Here is a 19980-nt window from a genome sequence, read left to right on the forward strand (position 1 = left end):
GACTCCACACCTCGCATGGTCCCGGCGTGCGGGGTCGGTAAGAATGGACCGCATGACGACGGTCAGCGTTGACGATGCGGCCGACCAGGAGCGCAAGGCTCCCGGTCGGCCGCGCGATGCCCGCGCGGACGCGGCGATCATCGAGGCGGTGCTTGACCTGCTCGGCGCCGGGCAGAGCGCCGACGCCCTCTCGATCGAGGCGGTGGCGGCCCGGGCCGGCGTCGGCAAGGCGACCATCTACCGGCGCTGGCCCAACAAGGAGGCGCTGCTGATCGACGCGGTCGCCACCATGAAGGGCCCGCTGCCGGTGCCGGCCGGCGAGTCGGTCCGCGACGACCTGGTCATGCTGGTCGCCGCCATGCGCAACAAGCGCATGGAGGAGTACGGCAAGGTCACCGCCTGCCTGCTGCCGGAGCTGCTGAAGCGCCCGGAGATGTACCGCATCTACCGCAGCGTGATGGAGCCGCGGCGCGACGTCATGCGCCAGGTGCTGCACCGCGGCGTCGAGAACGGCGAGCTGCGCGAGGACCTCGACATCGAACTGACCCTGCTGATGCTCGCCGGGCCGACCATCACCCAGAACATGCTGCGCTGGAACCCGAACGTGCCCGACGAGGGCTACGCCGAGGCACTGGTCGACGCCGTGCTGCGCGGCGCGGCCGCGTGATCGTCACCCTGGAGGACGTCCGGGACGCCGCCGCCCTGCTCGCCGGCGTCGCGCACCGCACCCCGGTGCTGCGCTCGCGCACCCTCGACGCCCTGGTCGGCGCCGAGGTGCACGTCAAGGCCGAGAACTTCCAGCGCACGGGCGCGTTCAAGTTCCGCGGCGCCTACCACGCGCTGTCCCGGCTCTCGCCCGCGCAGCGCTCGCGCGGCGTCGCGTCGTTCTCCTCCGGCAACCACGCCCAGGCGCTCGCCCTGGCCGCCCGCGAGTTCGGCACCACGGCGGTGATCCTCATGCCCGCGGACACCCCGGCCTCCAAGCGCGCGGCCGCCGAGGGCTACGGCGCCGAGATCCTCACCTACGACCGCTACACCGGCGACCGGGTCGCCCTCGGCGCGGCCCTCGCCGCCGAACGCGGCCTCGCGCTCATCCCGCCGTACGAGCACCCGCACGTGATCGCCGGCCAGGGCACCGCCGCGCTCGAGCTGCTCGAGGACGCCGGCGAGCTCGGCGCGCTGCTGGTGCCGACCGGCGGCGGCGGGCTGCTCGCGGGCAGCGCGACGGCGGCCAAGGGCCTGCACCCCGGCATCCGGATGATCGGCGTGGAGCCGGAGGCCGGCGACGACACCCGGCGGTCGCTGGCCGCGGGGCGGCGGGTGGCGATCCCGGTGCCCCGCACCATCGCCGACGGCCAGGCCGCGGAGACGCCCGGCGAGCTGACGTTCTCGGTCAACCGGCGCCTGACCGACGAGATCGCCCTGGTCGGCGACGACGAGATCCGCGCGGCGATGCGCTTCGCCTTCGAGCGGATGCGGATCGTCGTGGAGCCCAGCGGCGCCACCGGGCTGGCGGCGCTGCTGGCCGGCCGGGCCGGGCCGCTGCCGGACCGGGTCGGTCTGATCCTTTCGGGCGGAAACATCGACGCCGCCCGCTTCGCCGAGCTTATCCGCCCCGCTCACGAGGCCTCTACTGTCGGGTAGCCGCCCGGACTATGGTCAGCGCCGGACCGCGACATCATGGTGAACGGCGTGGAGGTTCCCATGACTGTCGCGTTCGACCGCGACCGTGTAACGGACAGCGCCGCGCTGCTGCGCGACGAGCGGGCCCAGCTCGCCCCCGCCGACTGGCCCGGCCGCGGGTGGGAGCCGGCGCACCGGGAGGTCGCCGAGCTCTGCGCCACCCCGCCGACCGACATCGCCGGGGTGCTGACCCGGCTCACCGCCGCCCAGAAGATCTTCGACGACCTGCCGCCGCGGGCCGCGAACCGGGTCGCCGCGTTCAACTCGCTCTACTTCACCATCACCGACCGGGTCGCCAACCTGCTGACCAGCGAGGACGTCAAGGATCCGGCCTTCCTGGAGCTGCTCGACGTCGAGTTCGCCAAGCGCTACTTCGACGCCCTGCGCCGCTGGGGCGTCGACGACGACGCCACCCCGGACGCCTGGGAGGTGCTGTTCCGCCGCTCCCGCAGCCTCAAGCTGAGCAAACTGACCGCCGCGATGCTGGGCGTCAACGCGCACATCAACCACGACCTGGCGCTCGCCCTGGTCGCCACGTGGGAACGCACGGGCGCGCCCACCGACGAGGTCATCCACCCGGACTACCTGCTGATCAACGACATCTTCTTCGAGGAGATACCGGGCCTGCGCCGCCGCTACTCCACCGCGTGGCAGCTGCGGATCGACCGCCTGGTCGGCGACCTGGACGACTGGAGCCAGCGGGTGCTGGTCTCGGCGACCCGGGCGCACGCCTGGGACCAGGCGCAGCGACTGTGGCAGCTGCGCGGCGACAGCGACGACCTGGCCCGCGCCAAGCTGCTGATGGACCGCGCCTCCGCGCTGCTCGGCGAGGCCCTGATCAACGCCGACGGCATCGTCAACCGGATCGGCGCGATGCTGCGCGCCGCGCGCGGCGCGCTACGCCGGGCCTGGTCCCGGCTCACCGGCGGGCGATGACCGCCCACACCCGGTGCGGGACCCGCAGCGGCTCGGCCGGGAACCGGTCGGCGAGCAGGGCGGTCAGCTCGGCGGAGAAGACGCCGACGGCCGCCGGGTCGAGGCTGGCCGCGACGCCCGCGCTGGCCCGGATCCGCCCGGCCCAGTCGAGGTGCGAGTAGGGCACGTCCAGGTCGAACGAGAACGTCTCGATCCCGGTGAAGCCGCCCTGGCGCAGGTCGGTGAGCCAGCGCGGGTAGAGCCCGGTGCCACCGGCGAGCGCCCACGCCGGGTTGTGCCGCAGGATCAGCGCCTCGGTGGCGGCGACGACGTTGCCGGGCACCGGCAGCCAGTCGAAGTGCGCGATGACGACGTGCCCGCCGGGCCGCAGCAGCCGCCGGACCTCGGCGGCGGCCTCGGCGGCCCGGAACCAGTGCCAGCACTGCCCGGCGCTGACCACGTCGGCGCTGTTGTCCGGCAGCCCGGTCCGCTCGGCGGCGCCCGCGACGTAGCGGACCTCGACGCCGGCGCGCTCGTCGAGCAGGCGGGCCTTGTCGAGCAGCGCGGTCGCGGGGTCGACGCCGGTGACCGCGCCGCCGCGCAGCGCGAAGAGCCGGGCCAGGCTGCCCGTGCCGGTGCCGAGGTCCACGACGTCGCGCCCGGGGCCGCCGACGCCGAGCGCGGCGAGCCGGTCCATCAGCTCGTCCGGGAAGCCGGCCCGGTGGCGGCTGTAGTCGTCGGCGGTGCGCCCGAAATCGATGTCGTTCACGACCAGACCCTAACTTGATCACAGCGGCCGGCCGGGGCTCTGGCAAGATCGGGGAATGCTGGTTGACCGGGCCGGGCGGCGCTACCACCTGGACGAACCGCGCTGGCGCGGCGACGACGGCTCACCCCTGCTGGTCGAGGACCTGCCGGGGATCGACCGGCACGACGTCGACACCCGGGTACGGTCCCAGTGGCGGTACGCGGCCGCCCTGCCGCTGAGCTACGACCGGCCGGTGAGCCTCGGCGAGGGCTGCACGCCGCTGCTGCCGTTCGACGTCGACGGGGTGCCGCTGTCGGTCAAGCCGGAGTGGTTCAACCCGACCGCCAGCTTCAAGGATCGCGGCACCACCGTCATGGTCTCCACCCTGGCCCGCCAGGGCGTCGCCGAGATGCTCGAGGACAGCAGCGGCAACGGCGGCTCGTCGGTGGCCGCCTATGCCGCGGCCGCCGGGATCCGCGCCACCATCCTGGCGCCCGAGTCGACGTCGCCCGCCAAGATCCAGCAGAGCCGCGCGCACGGCGCCGTCGTCGACCTGGTGCCCGGCACACGCCAGGCCACCGCCGACGAGGCCGTGCGACGCTCAGCCGCCACTTTCTACGCCAGCCACAACTGGCACCCGTTCTTCCTGCAGGGCACCAAGCTGATCGCGTACGAGATCTGGGAGGACCTGGGCTTCGCCGCGCCGGACGCGGTCGTCCTGCCGGCCGGGGCCGGCAGCCTGGTGCTCGGCTGCCACCTCGGCTTCGGCGAACTGCTGCGCTCGGGCGCGATCGACCGGCGCCCGCGGCTGCTGGTCGCCCAGCCGGCACACTGCGGCCCGCTGGTCGCCGCCTTCGCCGCCGGCGCCGCCGCGGTCTCGCCGGCGCAGTGGACGCCGACCGTCGCCGAGGGCACGGCGATCGCGGCGCCGGTGCGCGACCGCGAGGTGCTCGCGGCCGTCCGGGAGTCCGGCGGCGACATGGCGGCCGTCCCCGAGGACCAGATCGCGCCCGCCACGTTGGAGCTGGCCCGCCGCGGCCTCTACGCGGAGCCGACCAGCTCGATCGTGCTGCCGGCGGCCCGCGAGTTCCTGCGCCGCGGCACGCTGCGCCCCGGCGAGACGACGGTGGTGATCCTGACCGGCTCGGCACTCAAGGCGGCGGACATGGTGGGCCGGCTCCTGACCGGGGCGCGCTGCTAGCGTTCACCGGCATGTGGATCGAGGAGACCGTCGCCGGGCGGCCGGCCTGGCGGCACGGGGCGTCGGACGTGGTGTTCCGGGAGGTGCCCGGCGGCACGTTCCGGATGGGGCTGTCGGACGCGGAGCTGGACGCGATCGGCGCCATCGAGCGCGACGGCGGGGTCGAGGACACCATCGAGCCGTTCCGCGCCGGCACCGGGGACGCGCGGCCGGTGCGGCAGGTCCGGGTCGAGCCCTTCCTGCTCGCGCGGCACCCGCTGACGGTCGCTCAGGTCCAGCACTGGCTGCCCGACTACGAGGACGACTACGCCGACGAGGACTCGGTCACGGCACGGCTCGAGTACGGCCTGGAGGAGCTGCTGGCGGCATGGGCGTTCCGGCTGCCCAGCGAGGCCGAGTGGGAGTACGCGGCCCGGGCCGGAACCACCACCCTCACGTTCCGGGGAGACGCGAAGCCCGGTGCGGACCAGCTGCTCGACGACTTCGCCGACGAGGACCGGATCGCCGCGATGGAGAACGCGTTCGGCCTGGCCGCCATGGGCTCGGCGAGCGAGATCTGCGCCGACGCGTGGATACCGGGCTTCACCGGTGCGCCGTCCGACGCCCGGCCCCGCACCGGCGACGGCCCCCGGACCGTTCGCGGCGGCGCCGCCGACCTCTACCCGTGGCAGGGCTGCGACGAGTGGCTGCTGCTGCTCTCGGCGACCCGCTACGAGCACGCGGAGTTCACCGCGGTCCGCCCGGCCGCGCCGCTGCCGCCCCGCTGAAATTCGATCGACAGCGCCGGGCCGGGTACCTACTCTCGGTCGCGCCGATGAGGAGCGAGGGGAGGGCAGCACCGTGGGTTACCGCACCGTGGTTGTCGTCCCCGTCTCGCGTTTCGAGCTGATTCTCGTGTCTGGTGTGCCCGGCCCCGGCCGCGCCACCGGGGCTGGACGTACCTGACCCACACGTCGTGTGGGTCGGGTGGGCGCCGTCTGTGTCCACAGCCCACCGAAAGACCGAGATCATGCGCGTACGAAACATCGGCATCCTGGCTCACGTCGATGCCGGAAAGACCACCCTGACCGAGCGGATCCTGTTCGCGACCGGCGCCACCCACAAGCGTGGCGAGGTGCACGACGGCACGACGGTCACCGACTTCGATCCGCAGGAGCGGGAACGTGGCATCACCATCTTCGCGGCCACCGTCGGCTGCGACTGGGCCGGCCACCGGCTGAACCTCATCGACACGCCCGGCCACGTCGACTTCTCCGACGAGGTGGAGCGGTCGCTGCGGGTGCTCGACGGCGCGGTCGCCGTCTTCGACGGCGTCGCGGGCGTGCAGCCGCAGAGCGAGTCCGTGTGGCGCCAGGCCGACCGGTACGGCGTGCCCAGGCTGGCGTTCGTCAACAAGCTGGACCGGCCGGGCGCCGACTTCGCCGCGGCGGTGGCGTCCATCCGCGACCGCCTCGGCGTCGCCGCGCTCGCGGTGCAGCTGCCGATCGGCGCCGAGGGCGACTTCCGCGGCGTCGTCGACCTGGTCGGGATGCGCCGGCTGACCTGGCCCGGCGGCGTGCTCCACGCGGAGCCCGCCGACGACGAGCAGGCCCGCCGGGCGCGCCGCGAGCTGGAGGAGGCGGTCGCGGAACGGCACCCGGGCGCGCTGGAGGAGCTGGGGGACATGTCGACGCGGACGCTGGTCACGGCGCTGCGCGAGCTGACCCGCGGCCGCGAGGCCGTCGCGGTGCTGTGCGGATCGGCGTACCGGAACATCGGCGTCGAGCCGCTGCTCGACGCGGTGGTCGACTACCTGCCCGGCCCGGCCGGCGACCCGGGCGCGCCGCCGGTGGCGCTGGTGTTCAAGCGCGCCGGCAGGCTCGCCTTCCTGCGGGTGTACGACGGCACGATCGGCAAGGGAGACGTGATGTGGGACGCGGGAACGGGCCGGACCGAACGGGTGTCGCGGATCGTGCGGGTGCAGGCGGACCGGCATGCCGAGCTCGACCGGGCCGTCGCCGGTGACATCGTCGCCGTGTCCGGGCTCAAGACCGCGCGGGCGGGTACGACGCTGTCCACCCGGGCGCACCCGGCACAGCTGGAGGCGCCGCGGTCGGCGGAGCCGGTGGTGTCCGTCGCGGTCGAGGCCCGCACCCGCGGGGACGCGCAGCGCCTGCTGCCCGCGCTCGCCGTGCTGGTCGGCGAGGACCCGTCGCTGGCCGTACGCGTGGACCCGGAGACCGGGCAGATCCTGCTGTCCGGCCTCGGCGAGCTGCACCTGGAGGTGGCCGTGACGACGCTGCACCGCAACACCGGCCTGCACGTGACGGTCGGGCGTCCCCAGGTCGCCTACCGGGAGACCGTGGTGCGCGGCGTGACGGGCGTGCCGTACCGGCACGTCAAGCAGGACGGCGGCGCGGGCCAGTTCGCGCACGTCGTGCTCGACGTGGCGCCCGCCGACGGGACGGGCTTCACGTTCGCCTCCACCGTGACCGGCGGGCGGGTGCCGGCCGAGTACGTCCGCGCGGTCGAGGCCGGCTGCCGGGAGGCGCTGGCGGGCGGGCCGCTCGGCGGCCACCCGGTCGTCGGCCTCACGGTGACCCTGACCGACGGGGCCACGCACGTGAAGGACTCGTCCGACCTGGCGTTCCGCGCGGCCGGCCGGTTCGGCCTGCGCGCGGCGCTGGCGGCGTGCGAGCTGCGGATGCTGGAACCGGTGGCCGAGGTCGTGGTCACCGCGCCGGCCGACGCGCTCGGCGCCGTGCTGGGCGACCTGTCGGCCCGCCGCGCGCAGGTGACCGGCTCCACCGCGCGCTCGGTCACCGCGGTCGTGCCGCTGGCCGAGCTGTTCGGCTACGCGACGCGGCTGCGCAGCCGGACACACGGCCGCGGCGACTTCACCAGCCGCCCGGCCGGCTACCGCCACGCGGCGTGACCGAGGCGGGCGGGGCCTGGCGACCATGCCAGGCCCCGCCCGCCCGATGGGAGACTGGCCGGGTGGAGATTCCCTTCGAATTCGGTGGTGAGCACGGGCGGGTGTCCGTGGAGGTCGCCCCCAACGCCGACCCGGTCGCCGTCGGCAAGACCGACCGGGAGCGCGGCATGCCGATGTGCACGGCGTCCGTCGAGTTCAGCGCCCGCGGATACCGGGCGCTGCTCGGCTGGGTCCAACTGGTCCGCGAGCCGGACGCCGCGGCTCGGTTCGGCGTCGACCCCTTCGACCTGTTCGAGGACTCCACCGCGCCGTTCGCCTGGTACGGGGTTCAGCCGGTGCTGTTCGACGCGCCGTCCCGGTGGCGCGAAGGCGCGGTGCGGTGGGAGGCGCACAGCTTCCTGACCATCGGGCCGTGGGACGTCGACCGGCGGCTCGTCGTCCCGCTGGCCGGATTCGCCTGGGGTTATCAGCAGCGGTCGCGGACCGACGGGCTGCGAATCTCGCCGCCGCGGCTGCTCGGACCGGCCGACTGGGACGGTCATCGTGCATACCTGGCCGAGAGGTTCCCGGCGTGGACGTTCGACAAGGGCGCGCCCTTGGCCGCCTGAGGGGCGTCGCGCTGCGGACCACCCATGATGGACGGCCGCGAGGAAGTCGACAAAGGACCTTCGGCTGATTGCGCTTCCGAAACCTGCCGGAAATCGTGGAGGGACCGCGACGAGGCGGTTCTAAGGGGGAGTGCCGTGGGACTGACCAGGCGTTCGATCCTCGGGGGCGCGCTCGGCGCGGCCGGGCTGACCGTTGCCGGCACGATCGATCCGTACTCGGCGCCGCCCGCGTCCGCCGGCGTGCGCCGGGGCGCCGGGACGACGTTGGCGCGCACCATCGTCCGGGGACCGGCCGGTGCCGGCGGCTATGCGCGGCTGACCGCCGCGGCCGGGGAGCCGCACCTGTTCCGTGGGGACCTGGCCGGCGTGTCCCGGCACTTCTGCCGCCACCGGCGGGTCCTGACCTGTTTCACCCAGCTCACCGACGTGCACGTGATGGACGCGCAGTCGCCGGCCCGGTTCGAGTACCTCGACCGGTACAGCGGTGTCCCGGGCCTGGGGGATTTCGCCAGCGCGCACCGGCCGCAGGAGCTGCTGAGCGCGCAGGTCGCGAACGCGTCGGTGGCCCGGCTGCGCCAGGTGCGCCACGGCCCGGCGACCGGGGCGCCGGTGCGGTTCGCCGTCGTCACCGGGGACAACACCGACAACTGTCAGTTCAACGAGCTGCGCTGGTACATCGACCTGCTCGACGGCGGGCCGGTGCGCCCGGACTCCGGCGACACCGGGCGCTACGAGGGCGTGCTGGACGACGTGGCGCCGGACCCCGTCTACTGGCATCCGGAGAGCGGGTTCGGCGTGCTCACCGCCGAGTACGGGTTCCCGCGGGTGCCGGGCCTGCTCGACGCCGCCCGCCGGCCGTTCCGGGCGGCCGGGCTTCGCACGCCGTGGTACGCCGTCTACGGCAACCACGACGGCCTGGTGCAGGGCAACCTGCCCGCCAACGACCTGCTGCGGCAGATCGCGACCGGCCCGCTGAAGCTGACCAGCCTGCCGCCGTCGATCCTGGCGGCGCCGCTGCCGGCGCAGGTGCAGTTCATCGTCGGGCTGCTGCGGCTGGACCCGGCCGCGGTGGCCAAGCAGCTGGCCGAGGGCGGCCGGCGGTTCGTCACGCCCGACGCCGGGCGCCGGATCGTGGACCGCGGCACCACCATCGAGGAGCACTTCAGGACCACCGGCGGCCCGGTCGGGCACGGGTTCACGGCCGCGAACCGGGCCTCGGGCACCGCCTACTACACGTTCGACCGGGGACGGGTGCGCGGCATCGTGCTGGACACGGTCACCAGCAGCGGCGGCCCGGACGGGTCGCTGGACCCGGAGCAGTTCGCCTGGCTGGAGGCGCGGCTGCAGGCGGCGAGCCGGCAGTGGCTGTCCCCGTCGGGCGAGGTGGTGCGGCGCCGCCACGGCGCGGACCAGTACGTGATGATCTTCAGTCACCACACGATCGGGTCGATGACAAACGTGTCCGACGGCACCGGGCGGTTCGGCGGCGCGCAGGTGCGGGACCTGCTGTTGCGCTATCCCAACGTGATCGCCTGGGTCAACGGGCACACGCACCGCAACCAGGTGCTCCCATACGCCCGCCCGTCGGGCGCGGCCGTCGCGGGCGGCTTCTGGGAGATCAACACGGCGGCGCACATCGACTGGCCGCAGCAGTCGAGGATCCTCGAGGTGACCGACAACCTGGACGACACCCTGTCGATCTTCTGCACGATCGTCGACCACGGCGGCCCGATCTCCCGGCACGGCCGGCTGACCGACCCCGCCACGCTGGCCTCGCTCTCCCGCGAGCTGTCCGCCAACGACCTTTCCAACCGGACGGACGCGCGCCGCGGCGAGCTCACGGACCGCAACGTGGAGCTGCTCCTGCCGGACCCGGTCGCGGCGCGCACCCGGCACGGCGCCCGGGTCGCCGCGATGAGCGGAGGCTGATCGGAAAGATATCGCGTTCGCCCTATGCCGGCCGGCGGCGGCCGCCGCTACCTTCCTCGCTGACATCGTTGGGCTTCCTCGAGGAGTGGTCACGTGCCGACCCGGCGTGGGGTGATCGCCGGCGGGGCCCTCGCCGCCGCCGGCCTGGTCGGTGGTTGCTCGGCACCCCGGCCGGGCCGGGCCCGGGCCGAGTTGCTGAGTGCCCCGCCCCGGCCGCATACGGTGCTGGCCGCCCTGGACCTGCCGGACTCCCGGGGTGTCGCCGGCGCCCTGCGCCGCCTCGCGGAGCGGGCCGAGTCGGCCGCCGACGGCGTGGAGACCGCCGTGGCGCTCGGCGCCGCGCTCTTCGACCGGGCCGGGCTCGCCGCGCACCGGCCCCGGCAACTGGCGGCCATGCCGTCGTTCCCCGGCGACGTGCTGGACCCGCGGCGCTGCCACGGCGACCTGCTCGTCCAGGTGGGCGCCGACACCGCCGAGGAGGCCGCCCGCGAGGCGGCGGCGATCGCGGACGATCTCGGCGTCCGGTGGCGGATGGCCGGGTTCCGGGAGGCCGCGCGCGTCGACGCCGGGCGGCCACTCGCCACGAACCTGTTCGGCTTCGTCGAGGGGCACGGCAACCCGGAACCGGCGGCCGGTGCCGAGGCGGTGCGCGTGCGCGACGGGCGCGGCGAGCCCGCCTGGGCCGTCGGCGGCAGCTACCTCGTGGTGCGGGTGATCCAGTTCGCCACCGAGCTGTGGAACCGGGATCCCGAGGCCGAGCAGGAGCGCATCATCGGGCGGCGGCGCGACGGCAGCTGGCTCGACGGCCGGCCCGCCGGCGCCGAGCCGGTCTACGCCGACGACCCGCACGGGCGGCGCACGCCGCTGGACTCGCACGTGCGCCGCGCCAATCCGCGGGACGGTTCGGTGGCGCCGCTCGCCCGGCGGGGCTACTCGTTCCGGGGCCGTGACGAGGAGGGCCTGCTCTTCACGGCGTACCAGAATGATCTTTCCACCGGGTTCGAGGCGGTGCAGCGACGTCTCGCCGGCGAGCGGCTGGGCCGCTACACCCTGACCGTCGGCGGCGGCTACTTCTTCGTGCCGCCCCGGGCGGGCACGACCTCGTGGGTCGGACCGCTCCTCGGCTGAGCCTCAGGCCGTCCGGCGCCACAGCACCGGCGTGTCCATGCTGTCACCGTTCAGGCGCAGGGTGCCCGCGACCGTGCCGGAGTCGTTGACGGCCGTCGCCTTCGCGTGCGCGCCGGGCAGCAGGGTGAAGGCGCCGCCGAGGTGCACGAACGCGCGCGGCTCGCCGTCGACGGTGGTCTCGCCCGCCAGGAAGCGGCCGTCGCCGCTCAGGCCCTTCGGGTCCGTCGGCGCGCCCGCCTTCGCCTGGCCGAGGTCGGTCAGCACCCACTGCGTCTGCGGCGGGGTGCCCGACGTGACGCGCTTCCACGTCGCGGCGTGGGTCTCCAGCCGGCCGGCGATCAGGGTCCCGGCCCGGTTCACGCCGTTGCCCCACGACAACTTGTCCTCCGTGCCGGGCAGCCGGACCTTGGCGCCGGCACCGTTCTGCCGGAACGCGTAGGCGGTGCACGGCGGACAGGACGGCGGCGCGGTGGTGCCGACGACGGTGGCGCCGGAGTCGTCGGCGATGTCGTTGACCGAGCCGGTTCCGCCGGCATCGACGGCGCCGCCACCGGCGAAACGCACCGCCCTTCCCGCGCCGCCCCGGGTTCCCGCGATCGCCCCCACGGAGTTGATCGCCGTGGCATAGGTGGTCTCGGTCGCGTTCGGATCCAGCACGGTGATGGTGCCGTCGGTGTTCCACCGGACCGCGCGATGGTGCGGCGCGGGCCCGCCGACGGACTGCACCGAACCGACGATGACGCCGTCGTCGTTGATGGCCTCGGCCCGGCTCCGCGTGAAGCCGGGCAGCAGCGGAAGAAGACGGATCCGGCCCGCATCGTCCCAGGTCACGGCCCGCAGTTCGACCGTGCCGACGGAGTGCCCCCGATTGTTGATGTCCACGACGCCGGCCTGGTCGGCGCCGGCCGACAGCTGCAACGGAACGGATTCCCAGGCCGCCGGAGCCGCGGCGGCGCCGGCCGGAGCGGCCAGCAGGCCGGCGAGGGTGGCGATGGCGGTGAGTGCGGCCGGCACTGGTGATCTGGGCACGGATGCTCCTGGCGCATAGGTGAGGACGGCGTTCAGGAGGGGAAGTTAGCGACGGCCGCGTGGCCCGAGAATAGGGCGAACGCCATATTCAAATGCATCCCTGTCCGGCAACAGAATTCGTCGTCATGCTGCCGTCGATCGGGGAGTCCACCGTGCGCCGCGCCCTCGCACTTGTGCTGACCGGCACACTCGTCGCCTCACTGTCACCGGCCGAGTCCCTCGCGGCCGCGCCATCCCGGCTCGGCGGGCAGCCGGCGCAGGCCGCTCCCGCGGCGGCTCCCGCCTCGGTGCGCCAGGCACGGCTCGCCGCGCCCGGCCCGGCCGGCTACGCGTACGACGCCGCCGGGCGCCTGGTCGGGGTGACCCAGCCCGGCGGCGAGACCGCGCGGTACGCCTACGACGCCACCGGCAACACCGTCGGCGTCGACCGGTTCCCGTCGAGCCGGCTCTCCGTCCTCAGCGTGGTGCCGGCCGCGGCGCCGCCGGGCGCGAGCATCACCATCACCGGCACCGGCTTCGCGGCCGCCGCGGCCGGCAACACCGTCATGTTCAGCGGCGGCGCGACGGCGGCGGTCTCGTCCGCGTCGCCGACGTCGTTGACGGTCGTGGTACCGGCGGCCGCGGCCACCGGCGCGATCCGGGTCGCCGCCGCCGGCTCCACCGCCGACAGCGCGTCCTTCCGGGTGCTGCCGGGCGGGCCGGAGATCACGGCCATGACGCCGGCCAGCGGCCAGGCCGGCACCGAGGTGACGCTGACCGGGCGCAACTTCGACCCGACCCTGGGCAACGACGTGGTGACCCTCGGCGGGCAGGCGGTCAACCTCGTCGCGGCGACCGCGACCACGCTGCGGTTCCGGGTGCCGGACGGCGCGACCGGCGGGCGGGTACAGGTGGCGAGCCCGCGCGGCACCGCGACCAGCGCCGCGGACTTCTTCGTCCCGCCGGCCACTGTGGATCCCGCGACGATCGAGTCGTACGCCCGCGCCGAGATCGGCCGGACCTCCGCGGTACGGATCGACACGGCCGGCAAGGTGGCCGTGCTGCTCTTCGACGCGCCGGTCGGGCAGAACCTGTCCGTCGGCGTCAGCGACCTGGCGGCCACCCTCGCGGGCTCGGTCAGTGCCCGCGTCATCTCACCCGACGGCCTCGACGTGCCGGACGGGTCGGACGCGCACACCTCGCCGTTCGACCTCGACCTGCGGGGCCTGCGCGCCGGGCAGACGTACGCACTGGTCATCGACCCGCGCAGCGCCACCGGCACCGGCGGCCTCTCGGTCAGCCTCAGCGAGCCGCTCGGCGGCGAGCTCACCGCGACCGGTGACGGTGTCGCGGCGGCGGCGAGCCTGCCCGGGCAGGACGTCCAGCTCAGCTTCGACGCCGACCAGGGCGACGCCGTCAGCCTCGGCTTCACCGGCAACGACCTGCCGAACTCGGCCGACGTCTTCCTGGCCGGCCCCACCGGCGAGCCGGTCGGTGCGCGGTGGGTGCTCTCCGCCCGCAGCACCAAGAGCCTGGACATCACGGCGTTGCCGATGAACGGCGCGTACCGGGTGGTGATAGACGTGGGCGGCGCCGCGCTGGGTTCGGTCACGGTCACGCTCTCGCGATGGGCGAGCGCCGGCGAGGTGACGCGCGGCGGCGAGGCGCGCACCGCCACCATCACGCGGGCGGGCCAGAACGCGGAGGCCTGGTTCGACGGCGTCGCCGGGCAGACGGCCGGGCTCGGCCTCACCGGCAACACGCTGACCACGGGCGCCGACGTCACCCTTCTCGGGCCGGACGACCTGCCGGTCGAGGACCCGGACGGGCGGGTCGTGAAGGAGCGGCTCTCCGCCAGGGACAACGGGGCGATACACCTGCAGCGGCTGCCCGCCACCGGCCGCTATCGCGTGGTCGTGGCGCCGGACGCCGTGGGTACCGGCGCGATCACCGTGACGCACTCGGCGCAGGTCGACGGGGGCACCGTCACCCGCGACGGCGACGCGGTCGCGGTCACCGTGCAGCGAGCGGGTCAGGACGCGGGGGTGGGTTTCGACGCCGCGAACGGCGAGCGGTCGAGCGTCCTGATCGACAACGCCCTGTCCGTGTCCGTCTACGGATACGTGTACGGGCCGGACGGCCGGCAGATCGGCGACCGGGTCTCGGTGGGACGGGGCGCCGTGCGCGAGCTCGACCTGCCGCCGCTCGGGCCCGGCCGGTACCGGGTCGTCGTCGCACCGACCAACGCGGCGACCGGCACCGCCCGGGTGTCACTCAGCGCGGAGCTGGACGGCGGCACCCTGGCCGTCGGCGGCGCCGCCGCGACGGTGACGTTCGCCCGGCGCGGCCAGAACGCCCGACTCGCCTTCAGCCCTACCGGCGCTCAGCGGCTGCTGCGGCTCAACGTCTCCGCCAACGGACTCCCGTCCTACACCTCGGCCACGCTCTACGACCCGGCCGGCGCCAACCTGGGCAAGGTCGATCTGCGTAACCTCACCGGCGCCGACCTGCCCGACCTGCCGGACCCGGCCGGCGGCACCTACCTGCTGGTCCTGAACCCGAACCAGGCCGGCGTCGGAGCGCTGACCCTCGCCCTGGCCACGCGGTCCGCGGGTTCCGGCGGCGGCGCCGTGACGCCCGCCGCGCTCCCCGCCGCGCCGCGCCCGCCCACGGGGACGGACCCGACCACCTGGACGCCGGACGAGGCCAATCTCGCCGGCGCGAGCTGGCTGGCCCGGCGCAAACCGGCCGAGGCGCCCGATCCGCTGCGCGCTCGGGCCGGGACCACCGCGGTCTCGGGACACATGCTCAAGCTGGACGGAACGCCGCTGGCCGGTGCGAGCGCCGCCATCGGCGGCGTGCGGACCACCACCGACCGTCACGGCCGCTTCCTGCTCTCCGGCGTGCCCGCCGGTGACGCCGTCCTGGTGGTGGACGGCACTGCGGCGAGCACCGGCACCGACCGCTACGGCGTCTTCGAGATCAAGGTGACAACCCGGGCCGGGCGCACGACGGTGCTGCCCTACACGGTCTGGATGCAGCGCCTCGACACCGAGCACATGGTGCGGGTCGACGCGCCGATCGCGAAGGACCTCGTGCTCACCACGCCGAAGATCCCGGGCCTCGAGGTGCGCATCCCCGCCGGATCGGTGATCCGGGACCGGGCCGGCAACGTGGTGCACGAGCTCGGCATCACGCCGATCCCGTTGGACCGGGCCCCGTTCCCGCTGCCGGAGAACGGCATCGTGCCGACCTATTTCACGGTGCAGCCGGGCGGCGCCTCGGTGTTCCCGGACGGCGCCCAGATCATCTACCCCAACTACACGAAGCTGGCCCCGCACACCCGGGTCGACTTCTGGAACTACGACCCGGAGCGCGAGGGCTGGCACGTGTACGGCCGGGGCGAGGTCAGCGCGGACGGCCGCCAGGTGGTGCCGGACGCGAAGACGCGCGTCTGGTCCTTCACCGGCGCCATGTTCAACTCGGGGAGCCGGCCCGCCTGGCTGGAATCGATCTTCTCCGACGCCCTGGACTGGCTCGACGGCGACCCGGTCGACCTGGCCACCGGCAAGCTCACCGACTCGCACACCGACCTGTCCGTGAGCGACACGTTCCCGATCGCGGTCACCCGCAACTACTGGCAGGCCGACGACGACCGGCGTGACTTCGGCGTCGGCTGGCTCGGCCAGTACGGCATGTTCTTCCACTCCGAGGACCAGTACGACGAGGTCGATCTCTACCTGCCCGGCGGGCGCAAGGTGCACTTCGCGCGGGTCAACGCGGAGACCAAGTTCAACAAGGTGGTGCTGGAGGCGGTCGACACCACCGGCGAGTGGCTCGGCGCCCGGGTCAGGTACGCCAAGGACCCGGCGTTCGGCGGCAGCGGCGGCTGGGTGCTCACCCGGCGTGACGGCATGGTCTTCGCCGTCCCGCTCTACGGCAACCTGGTCGCGGTCCGGGACCGCAACGGCAACCAGATCAGCCTCAGCTACGACGGCAACCGGCTCAAGCAGGTCACGTCGCCGAACGGCCGGTGGATCCGCTTCACCCACGACAACCGGAACCGGATCACGTCCGCCACCGACAACGCCGGCCGCGCCGTCGCCTACACCTACAACGGACAGGGGCTGCTGGAGACCGTCACCGACCCGGCCGGCAAGGTCACCCGGTACACCTACGACGAGGATAAGCGGCTCAAGACCGCCACCGACGCGCGCGGCATCACCTACCTGGACAACGAGTACGACGCCAACGGCCGCGTACAGAAGCAGACCCTGCCCGGCGGCGTCGTCTACCAGTTCGCGTACGAGCTGAACGGCGCCGGGAAGGTCACCGCGACCCGGGTCACCCAGCCCGACGGCTCGGTGCGCCGGGTCGAGTTCAACGCCGCCGGCGCGGCGGTGAGCGACACCGCCGCGTACGGCACCGCGGCGCAGGCCACCACCCGGTACGAGCGGTCCGCGCACCAGCAGATCACCGCGGTGGTCGACCCGCTGAACCGCCGCACCCGCCTCGACTACGACGCGCAGGGCCGGCTCGAGGACGTCTACGAGCTGGAGGGAGAGGACGGCCGGCGGCGCGTCGCGCACTACGTCTACGGCGGACCGTACGACCAGCCGCTGTTCTTCCACGGCCTCGGCGACCAGAAGACCGGCTACACCTACGAGCAGGACGGCGACCTGCAGACCGTCACCGACCCGATGAACCGGATCACCCGGCTCACCTACAACTCGGCCGGCCAGGTCCGCACCGTGACCGACCCGGCGGACAAGGTCACCACGCTGGACTACCGCGGGGGAGACCTGGCCTCGGTGACCGACCCGCTCGGGCGGGTGGTGCGGCAGTTCACCGACGCCGCCGGCCGGCCGATCGCCGTCACCGACGCCGCCGGCGCGGAGACCCGGCTGCGGTACGACTCGCTCAACCAGGTCAAGCAGGTGACCGACGCGCTGGGCGCCACCACCGGGCTGGACTACGACGAGAACGGCAACCTCACCGGCATCACCGACGCCCGCAACAACCGGACCTCCTGGCAGTACGACCCGTCCGACCGGGTCCGGACCGCCACCGACCCGCTGACCAAGGCGGACACCTGGCAGTACGACAGCGCCGGGCGGGTGGAGCGGTTCGAGTCCCGGGGCCGGCGCGTCACCGGCGTCGTGCCCGATCCGGTGCGCCGGACCACCGAGATCACCTACGGCAAGGGCACGGCCGGCGCCGCGAACGTCACGCACGCCTTCGACGCGGTGGGCCGGCCGGTGACCATCACGGAGGCGGGCGGCGAGGTCACGACGCTCGGCTGGGACCGCTTCGACCGCCTCACCGGCATCCAGTCGTCGCGACCGAGCGTCGCCTACGGCTACGACCCGGTCGACCGCCGCGAGACCCTCAAGGTCGACGGCCGGATCGTCACCCGGTACGCGTACGACGACGACGACACGCTGCGCCGGATCGAGCAGGGCGACGACGTGGTCGAGGTCGAGGAGCGCGACGCGACCGGCCGCCCGAAGACGGTACGGCTGCCCGGCGGCTGGAGCCGGGTGACCCGCTACGACGCCGCCGGTCAGGTGCTGGGCCTGACCTACCGGCACGGCGGTGCGGACAAGGGCACGCTGACCTACACCTACGACGCGGCCGGCCGGGTCACGGCGGTCGAGGGCAGCCTGGCCCGCATCGACCTGCCCGCCGCGCGGACCGGACTGCAGTACGACGCCGCGAACCGGCTGACCTCCGCCGGCGGGCACTCGCTCACCTACGACGACGACGGGAACCTGGTCGGCCACGGCAACACCGCCTACCACTGGAACAACCGCGGCCAGCTCACCGGCGTCGGCCGGCCCGAGTCCGCCGAGCTGTACACCTACGACGCGTTCGGCCGCCGGGCGGAACGCATCGTCGGCGCCGCCGGAACCACCACCGTCAGCGACGGGACCGACCCGGTTCAGGAACGCTCCGGCGCGCGCACCACGGACCTGCTGGCCGGCGGCACCGACGAGTGGTTCTCGCGCCGCGACGCCGGCGGGCTGCGGACCTATCTCACGGACCTGACCGGCTCCACAGTGGCGCTCGGTGACCCGGCCGGCGCGCTGCGCACCGAGTACGCGTACGACCCGCACGGGGTGCAGACCCGTACCGGCGAGGCGACGACGAACCGGTTCTCCTGGACCGGCCGGGAGCGTGACGACTTCGGGCTCTCCTATCACCGGGCCCGCTACTACGACCCCGAGCTGCAGCGGTTCATCAGCGAGGACCCGATCGGCCAGGCCGGCGGCCTCAACCTGTACGCCTACGCGGGCAACTCACCGACGAACGCCACCGACCCGTCGGGCAACAACCCGCTGCTGGTCGGCTGCCTCGTCGGCGGATTCAGCGACGGCCTGCTCGACTTCGCCGGGCAGCGGCTGTCCGGCCGCAAGGTGGACTGGGGCTGGGGCGGCGTCGGCGGCGCGGCGGCGCTGGGCTGCGCCACCGGCATGGCCGGCGCGGTCTTCGCCCGGCTCGGCAAGGGCGCCAAGGCCGCCGGCTGTATGTCCAACAGCTTCGCGCCGGACACCCAGGTGCTGATGGCCGACGGCAGTCGCAGGCGGATCGCCGACGTCCGGCCCGGCGATCGCGTGCTGGCGGCACCCGACAACGACCCGGACGCCACGCCGGTCGCGGCCACCGTCACGACGTCGATCGCCGGAACCGGCGACAAGGACCTCGTCGACATCTCCGTGGCCGGCGGCAAGCCGATCACGGCGACGGCCGGGCATCCGTTCTGGCTGCCGCGCGAACACCGCTGGGCCGAGGCGGGCGACCTGGCGGACGGCGACCTGCTGCGCACCTCGTCCGGCACCTACGTCCAGGTCACCGCGGTCTCGGACCGCAGCCGCCACACCACCGTGCACAACCTCACCGTCGCCGGGCAGCACACGTTCTACGTCGTCGCGAACGGCGCAGCGGTCCTGGTGCACAACATCAACACGCCGATCGGCTGCACCATCGCCGGCCGCCAGCCCTTCTACGAGATCCCGGCCGGCTCGGCGGGCGGCAACGGCGCCGGAAAGCGCATCACCGGCGGCATGCTCCAGGACTACAACATCGGCGTGCGCGCCAACCCGAACCTGCCCTCGCCGGTGTGCTCCTACTGCCGGACGAACACGGCGAACAGCCTCGATCACGTCACGGCGCGAGTGCGCGGCGGCGACCTGACGGACCCCAACATCACGCCGGCCTGCTGGTTCTGCAACCCCTCGAAGGGGCCCCGGGACGCCCCGGTCAACCTGCCGCCGGGCGTCCCCAGCCCGTTCGTCCCGCCGTGGTTCGTGAAACTCGGACCATAGGCGGTGGAGGATGATGCGCATGACCTCCGCGTCCGACGTGCACGAGCGCCCCGCGCGCGGCGCCGTCAAGATCTGGTTCAGGTTCGCGCCCCGCGAGGGGTGGCCGCCCTACGACACCGAGGGCCTGTGGGCGACGGAGCTGACCGCCGACACGGCCCGGGTGGAGAACGTGCCGTTCCTGCAGGACGGCGTGGCGCAGGGCGACGTGGTCCGGTTCGAGACGGACGCCGCAGGAGTGCGCTGGGCGCGGGGGAGGGTGCGGGCCTCCGGGCACTGCGTGATCCGGGTGCTGCCGGAGCGCGCCGGGCCCCTCGGCGGTAGCGCCTCGGCCGTGCACGCGGAGTTCGCGCGGTTCGGTCTCGGCGGCGAGGTGTTCGGCCCGGAGCTGCCGCTGGTCGCCCTCGACGTGCCGGCCGACGCCGACTTCCGCGACCTCAAGCAGGTGCTGGAGGACGGCGAGTCGAACGGCTGGTGGCGCTACGAGGTCGGCTGCGCCACCGACCGCTGGTGGGACGCGTAGC

At 74.1% G+C, this 19980-nt stretch carries 13 protein-coding genes; 11 read left to right on the forward strand and 2 right to left on the reverse strand.

All coding sequences use genetic code 11. The annotated features are described in order from the left end of the window. Window positions 1–52 precede the first annotated feature (52 nt). Genes ACIBSW_RS22440 through ACIBSW_RS22450 form a run of 3 tightly spaced genes read left to right on the forward strand, consistent with a single transcriptional unit; the run spans window position 53 to window position 2619 of the window. Entirely contained in the window at window positions 53–667 is a 615-nt protein-coding gene (locus ACIBSW_RS22440; protein ID WP_354728459.1) for a TetR/AcrR family transcriptional regulator, read from the forward strand. Beyond that, on the forward strand, window positions 664–1644 hold the full coding sequence (locus ACIBSW_RS22445; protein WP_354728457.1) for a pyridoxal-phosphate dependent enzyme: 981 nt from the start codon (window positions 664–666) through the stop codon (window positions 1642–1644). Before ACIBSW_RS22440 ends, ACIBSW_RS22445 begins: the two co-directional genes overlap by 4 nt. Before the next feature lie 60 nt (window positions 1645–1704). After that, the gene (locus ACIBSW_RS22450; protein ID WP_354728455.1) at window positions 1705–2619 is read left to right on the forward strand and encodes a DUF5995 family protein; all 915 of its coding nucleotides are present in this window, start codon (window positions 1705–1707) and stop codon (window positions 2617–2619) included. Here ACIBSW_RS22450 and ACIBSW_RS22455 read toward each other — a convergent pair. Further along, window positions 2603–3367: a class I SAM-dependent methyltransferase gene (locus tag ACIBSW_RS22455; RefSeq protein WP_354728453.1), complete on the reverse strand. Its 765-nt coding sequence runs from the start codon at window positions 3365–3367 to the stop codon at window positions 2603–2605. The genes ACIBSW_RS22450 and ACIBSW_RS22455 overlap by 17 nt on opposite strands. A 55-nt stretch (window positions 3368–3422) precedes the next feature. On the opposite strand from ACIBSW_RS22455, the gene ACIBSW_RS22460 reads away from it, so the two are divergent. From ACIBSW_RS22460 to ACIBSW_RS22485, 6 genes are all read left to right on the forward strand, one after another. Then, window positions 3423–4547 (forward strand): pyridoxal-phosphate dependent enzyme, encoded by a 1125-nt coding sequence (locus tag ACIBSW_RS22460; protein ID WP_354728451.1) that lies wholly within the window; start codon window positions 3423–3425, stop codon window positions 4545–4547. An 11-nt stretch (window positions 4548–4558) separates the two neighbouring features. Continuing rightward, window positions 4559–5314 carry an SUMF1/EgtB/PvdO family nonheme iron enzyme gene (locus ACIBSW_RS22465; protein ID WP_354728449.1) on the forward strand — a complete coding sequence of 252 codons (756 nt, stop codon included), beginning with the start codon at window positions 4559–4561 and terminating at the stop codon, window positions 5312–5314. Between the two features lie 242 nt (window positions 5315–5556). Then, complete coding sequence (locus ACIBSW_RS22470) at window positions 5557–7461, forward strand: elongation factor G (RefSeq protein WP_354728447.1); 1905 nt, start codon at window positions 5557–5559, stop codon at window positions 7459–7461. A 62-nt stretch (window positions 7462–7523) separates the two neighbouring features. Continuing rightward, a complete protein-coding gene (locus ACIBSW_RS22475; protein WP_354727884.1) occupies window positions 7524–8069 on the forward strand; it encodes a hypothetical protein in 546 nt (181 codons plus the stop codon). A 135-nt stretch (window positions 8070–8204) separates the two neighbouring features. After that, window positions 8205–9998, forward strand: a complete 1794-nt coding sequence (locus ACIBSW_RS22480; RefSeq protein ID WP_354727886.1) for a TIGR03767 family metallophosphoesterase — start codon at window positions 8205–8207, stop codon at window positions 9996–9998. 93 nt (window positions 9999–10091) lie between these two features. Next, on the forward strand, window positions 10092–11126 hold the full coding sequence (locus ACIBSW_RS22485) for a Dyp-type peroxidase (protein ID WP_354727888.1): 1035 nt from the start codon (window positions 10092–10094) through the stop codon (window positions 11124–11126). A gap of 3 nt (window positions 11127–11129) precedes the next feature. Here the strand turns inward: ACIBSW_RS22485 and ACIBSW_RS22490 are convergent, their stop codons facing one another. Further along, window positions 11130–12155, reverse strand: a complete 1026-nt coding sequence (locus ACIBSW_RS22490; RefSeq protein ID WP_354727890.1) for a hypothetical protein — start codon at window positions 12153–12155, stop codon at window positions 11130–11132. 125 nt (window positions 12156–12280) lie between these two features. Here ACIBSW_RS22490 and ACIBSW_RS22495 point away from each other — a divergent pair, with 125 nt between their 5' ends. Then, the gene (locus tag ACIBSW_RS22495) at window positions 12281–19459 is read left to right on the forward strand and encodes an RHS repeat-associated core domain-containing protein (protein WP_354727892.1); all 7179 of its coding nucleotides are present in this window, start codon (window positions 12281–12283) and stop codon (window positions 19457–19459) included. Between the two features lie 19 nt (window positions 19460–19478). Then, window positions 19479–19979 carry a DUF4265 domain-containing protein gene (locus tag ACIBSW_RS22500; protein WP_354727894.1) on the forward strand — a complete coding sequence of 167 codons (501 nt, stop codon included), beginning with the start codon at window positions 19479–19481 and terminating at the stop codon, window positions 19977–19979. Window position 19980 lies beyond the last annotated feature (1 nt).

The sequence above is a fragment of the Actinoplanes sp. NPDC049668 genome (assembly GCF_044465445.1).
Classification (GTDB): Bacteria; Actinomycetota; Actinomycetes; order Mycobacteriales; family Micromonosporaceae; genus Actinoplanes.

Excerpts from the sequence above, each read along its gene's own strand:
- ACIBSW_RS22440 (WP_354728459.1), top strand. The coding sequence starts at position 53 with ATGACGACGGTCAGCGTTGACGATGCGGCCGACCAGGAGCGCAAGGCT.
- ACIBSW_RS22450 (WP_354728455.1), top strand. The coding sequence starts at position 1,705 with ATGACTGTCGCGTTCGACCGCGACCGTGTAACGGACAGCGCCGCGCTG.
- ACIBSW_RS22460 (WP_354728451.1), top strand. The coding sequence starts at position 3,423 with ATGCTGGTTGACCGGGCCGGGCGGCGCTACCACCTGGACGAACCGCGC.
- ACIBSW_RS22465 (WP_354728449.1), top strand. The coding sequence starts at position 4,559 with ATGTGGATCGAGGAGACCGTCGCCGGGCGGCCGGCCTGGCGGCACGGG.
- ACIBSW_RS22470 (WP_354728447.1), top strand. The coding sequence starts at position 5,557 with ATGCGCGTACGAAACATCGGCATCCTGGCTCACGTCGATGCCGGAAAG.
- ACIBSW_RS22495 (WP_354727892.1), top strand. The coding sequence starts at position 12,281 with ATGCTGCCGTCGATCGGGGAGTCCACCGTGCGCCGCGCCCTCGCACTT.
- ACIBSW_RS22500 (WP_354727894.1), top strand. The coding sequence starts at position 19,479 with ATGACCTCCGCGTCCGACGTGCACGAGCGCCCCGCGCGCGGCGCCGTC.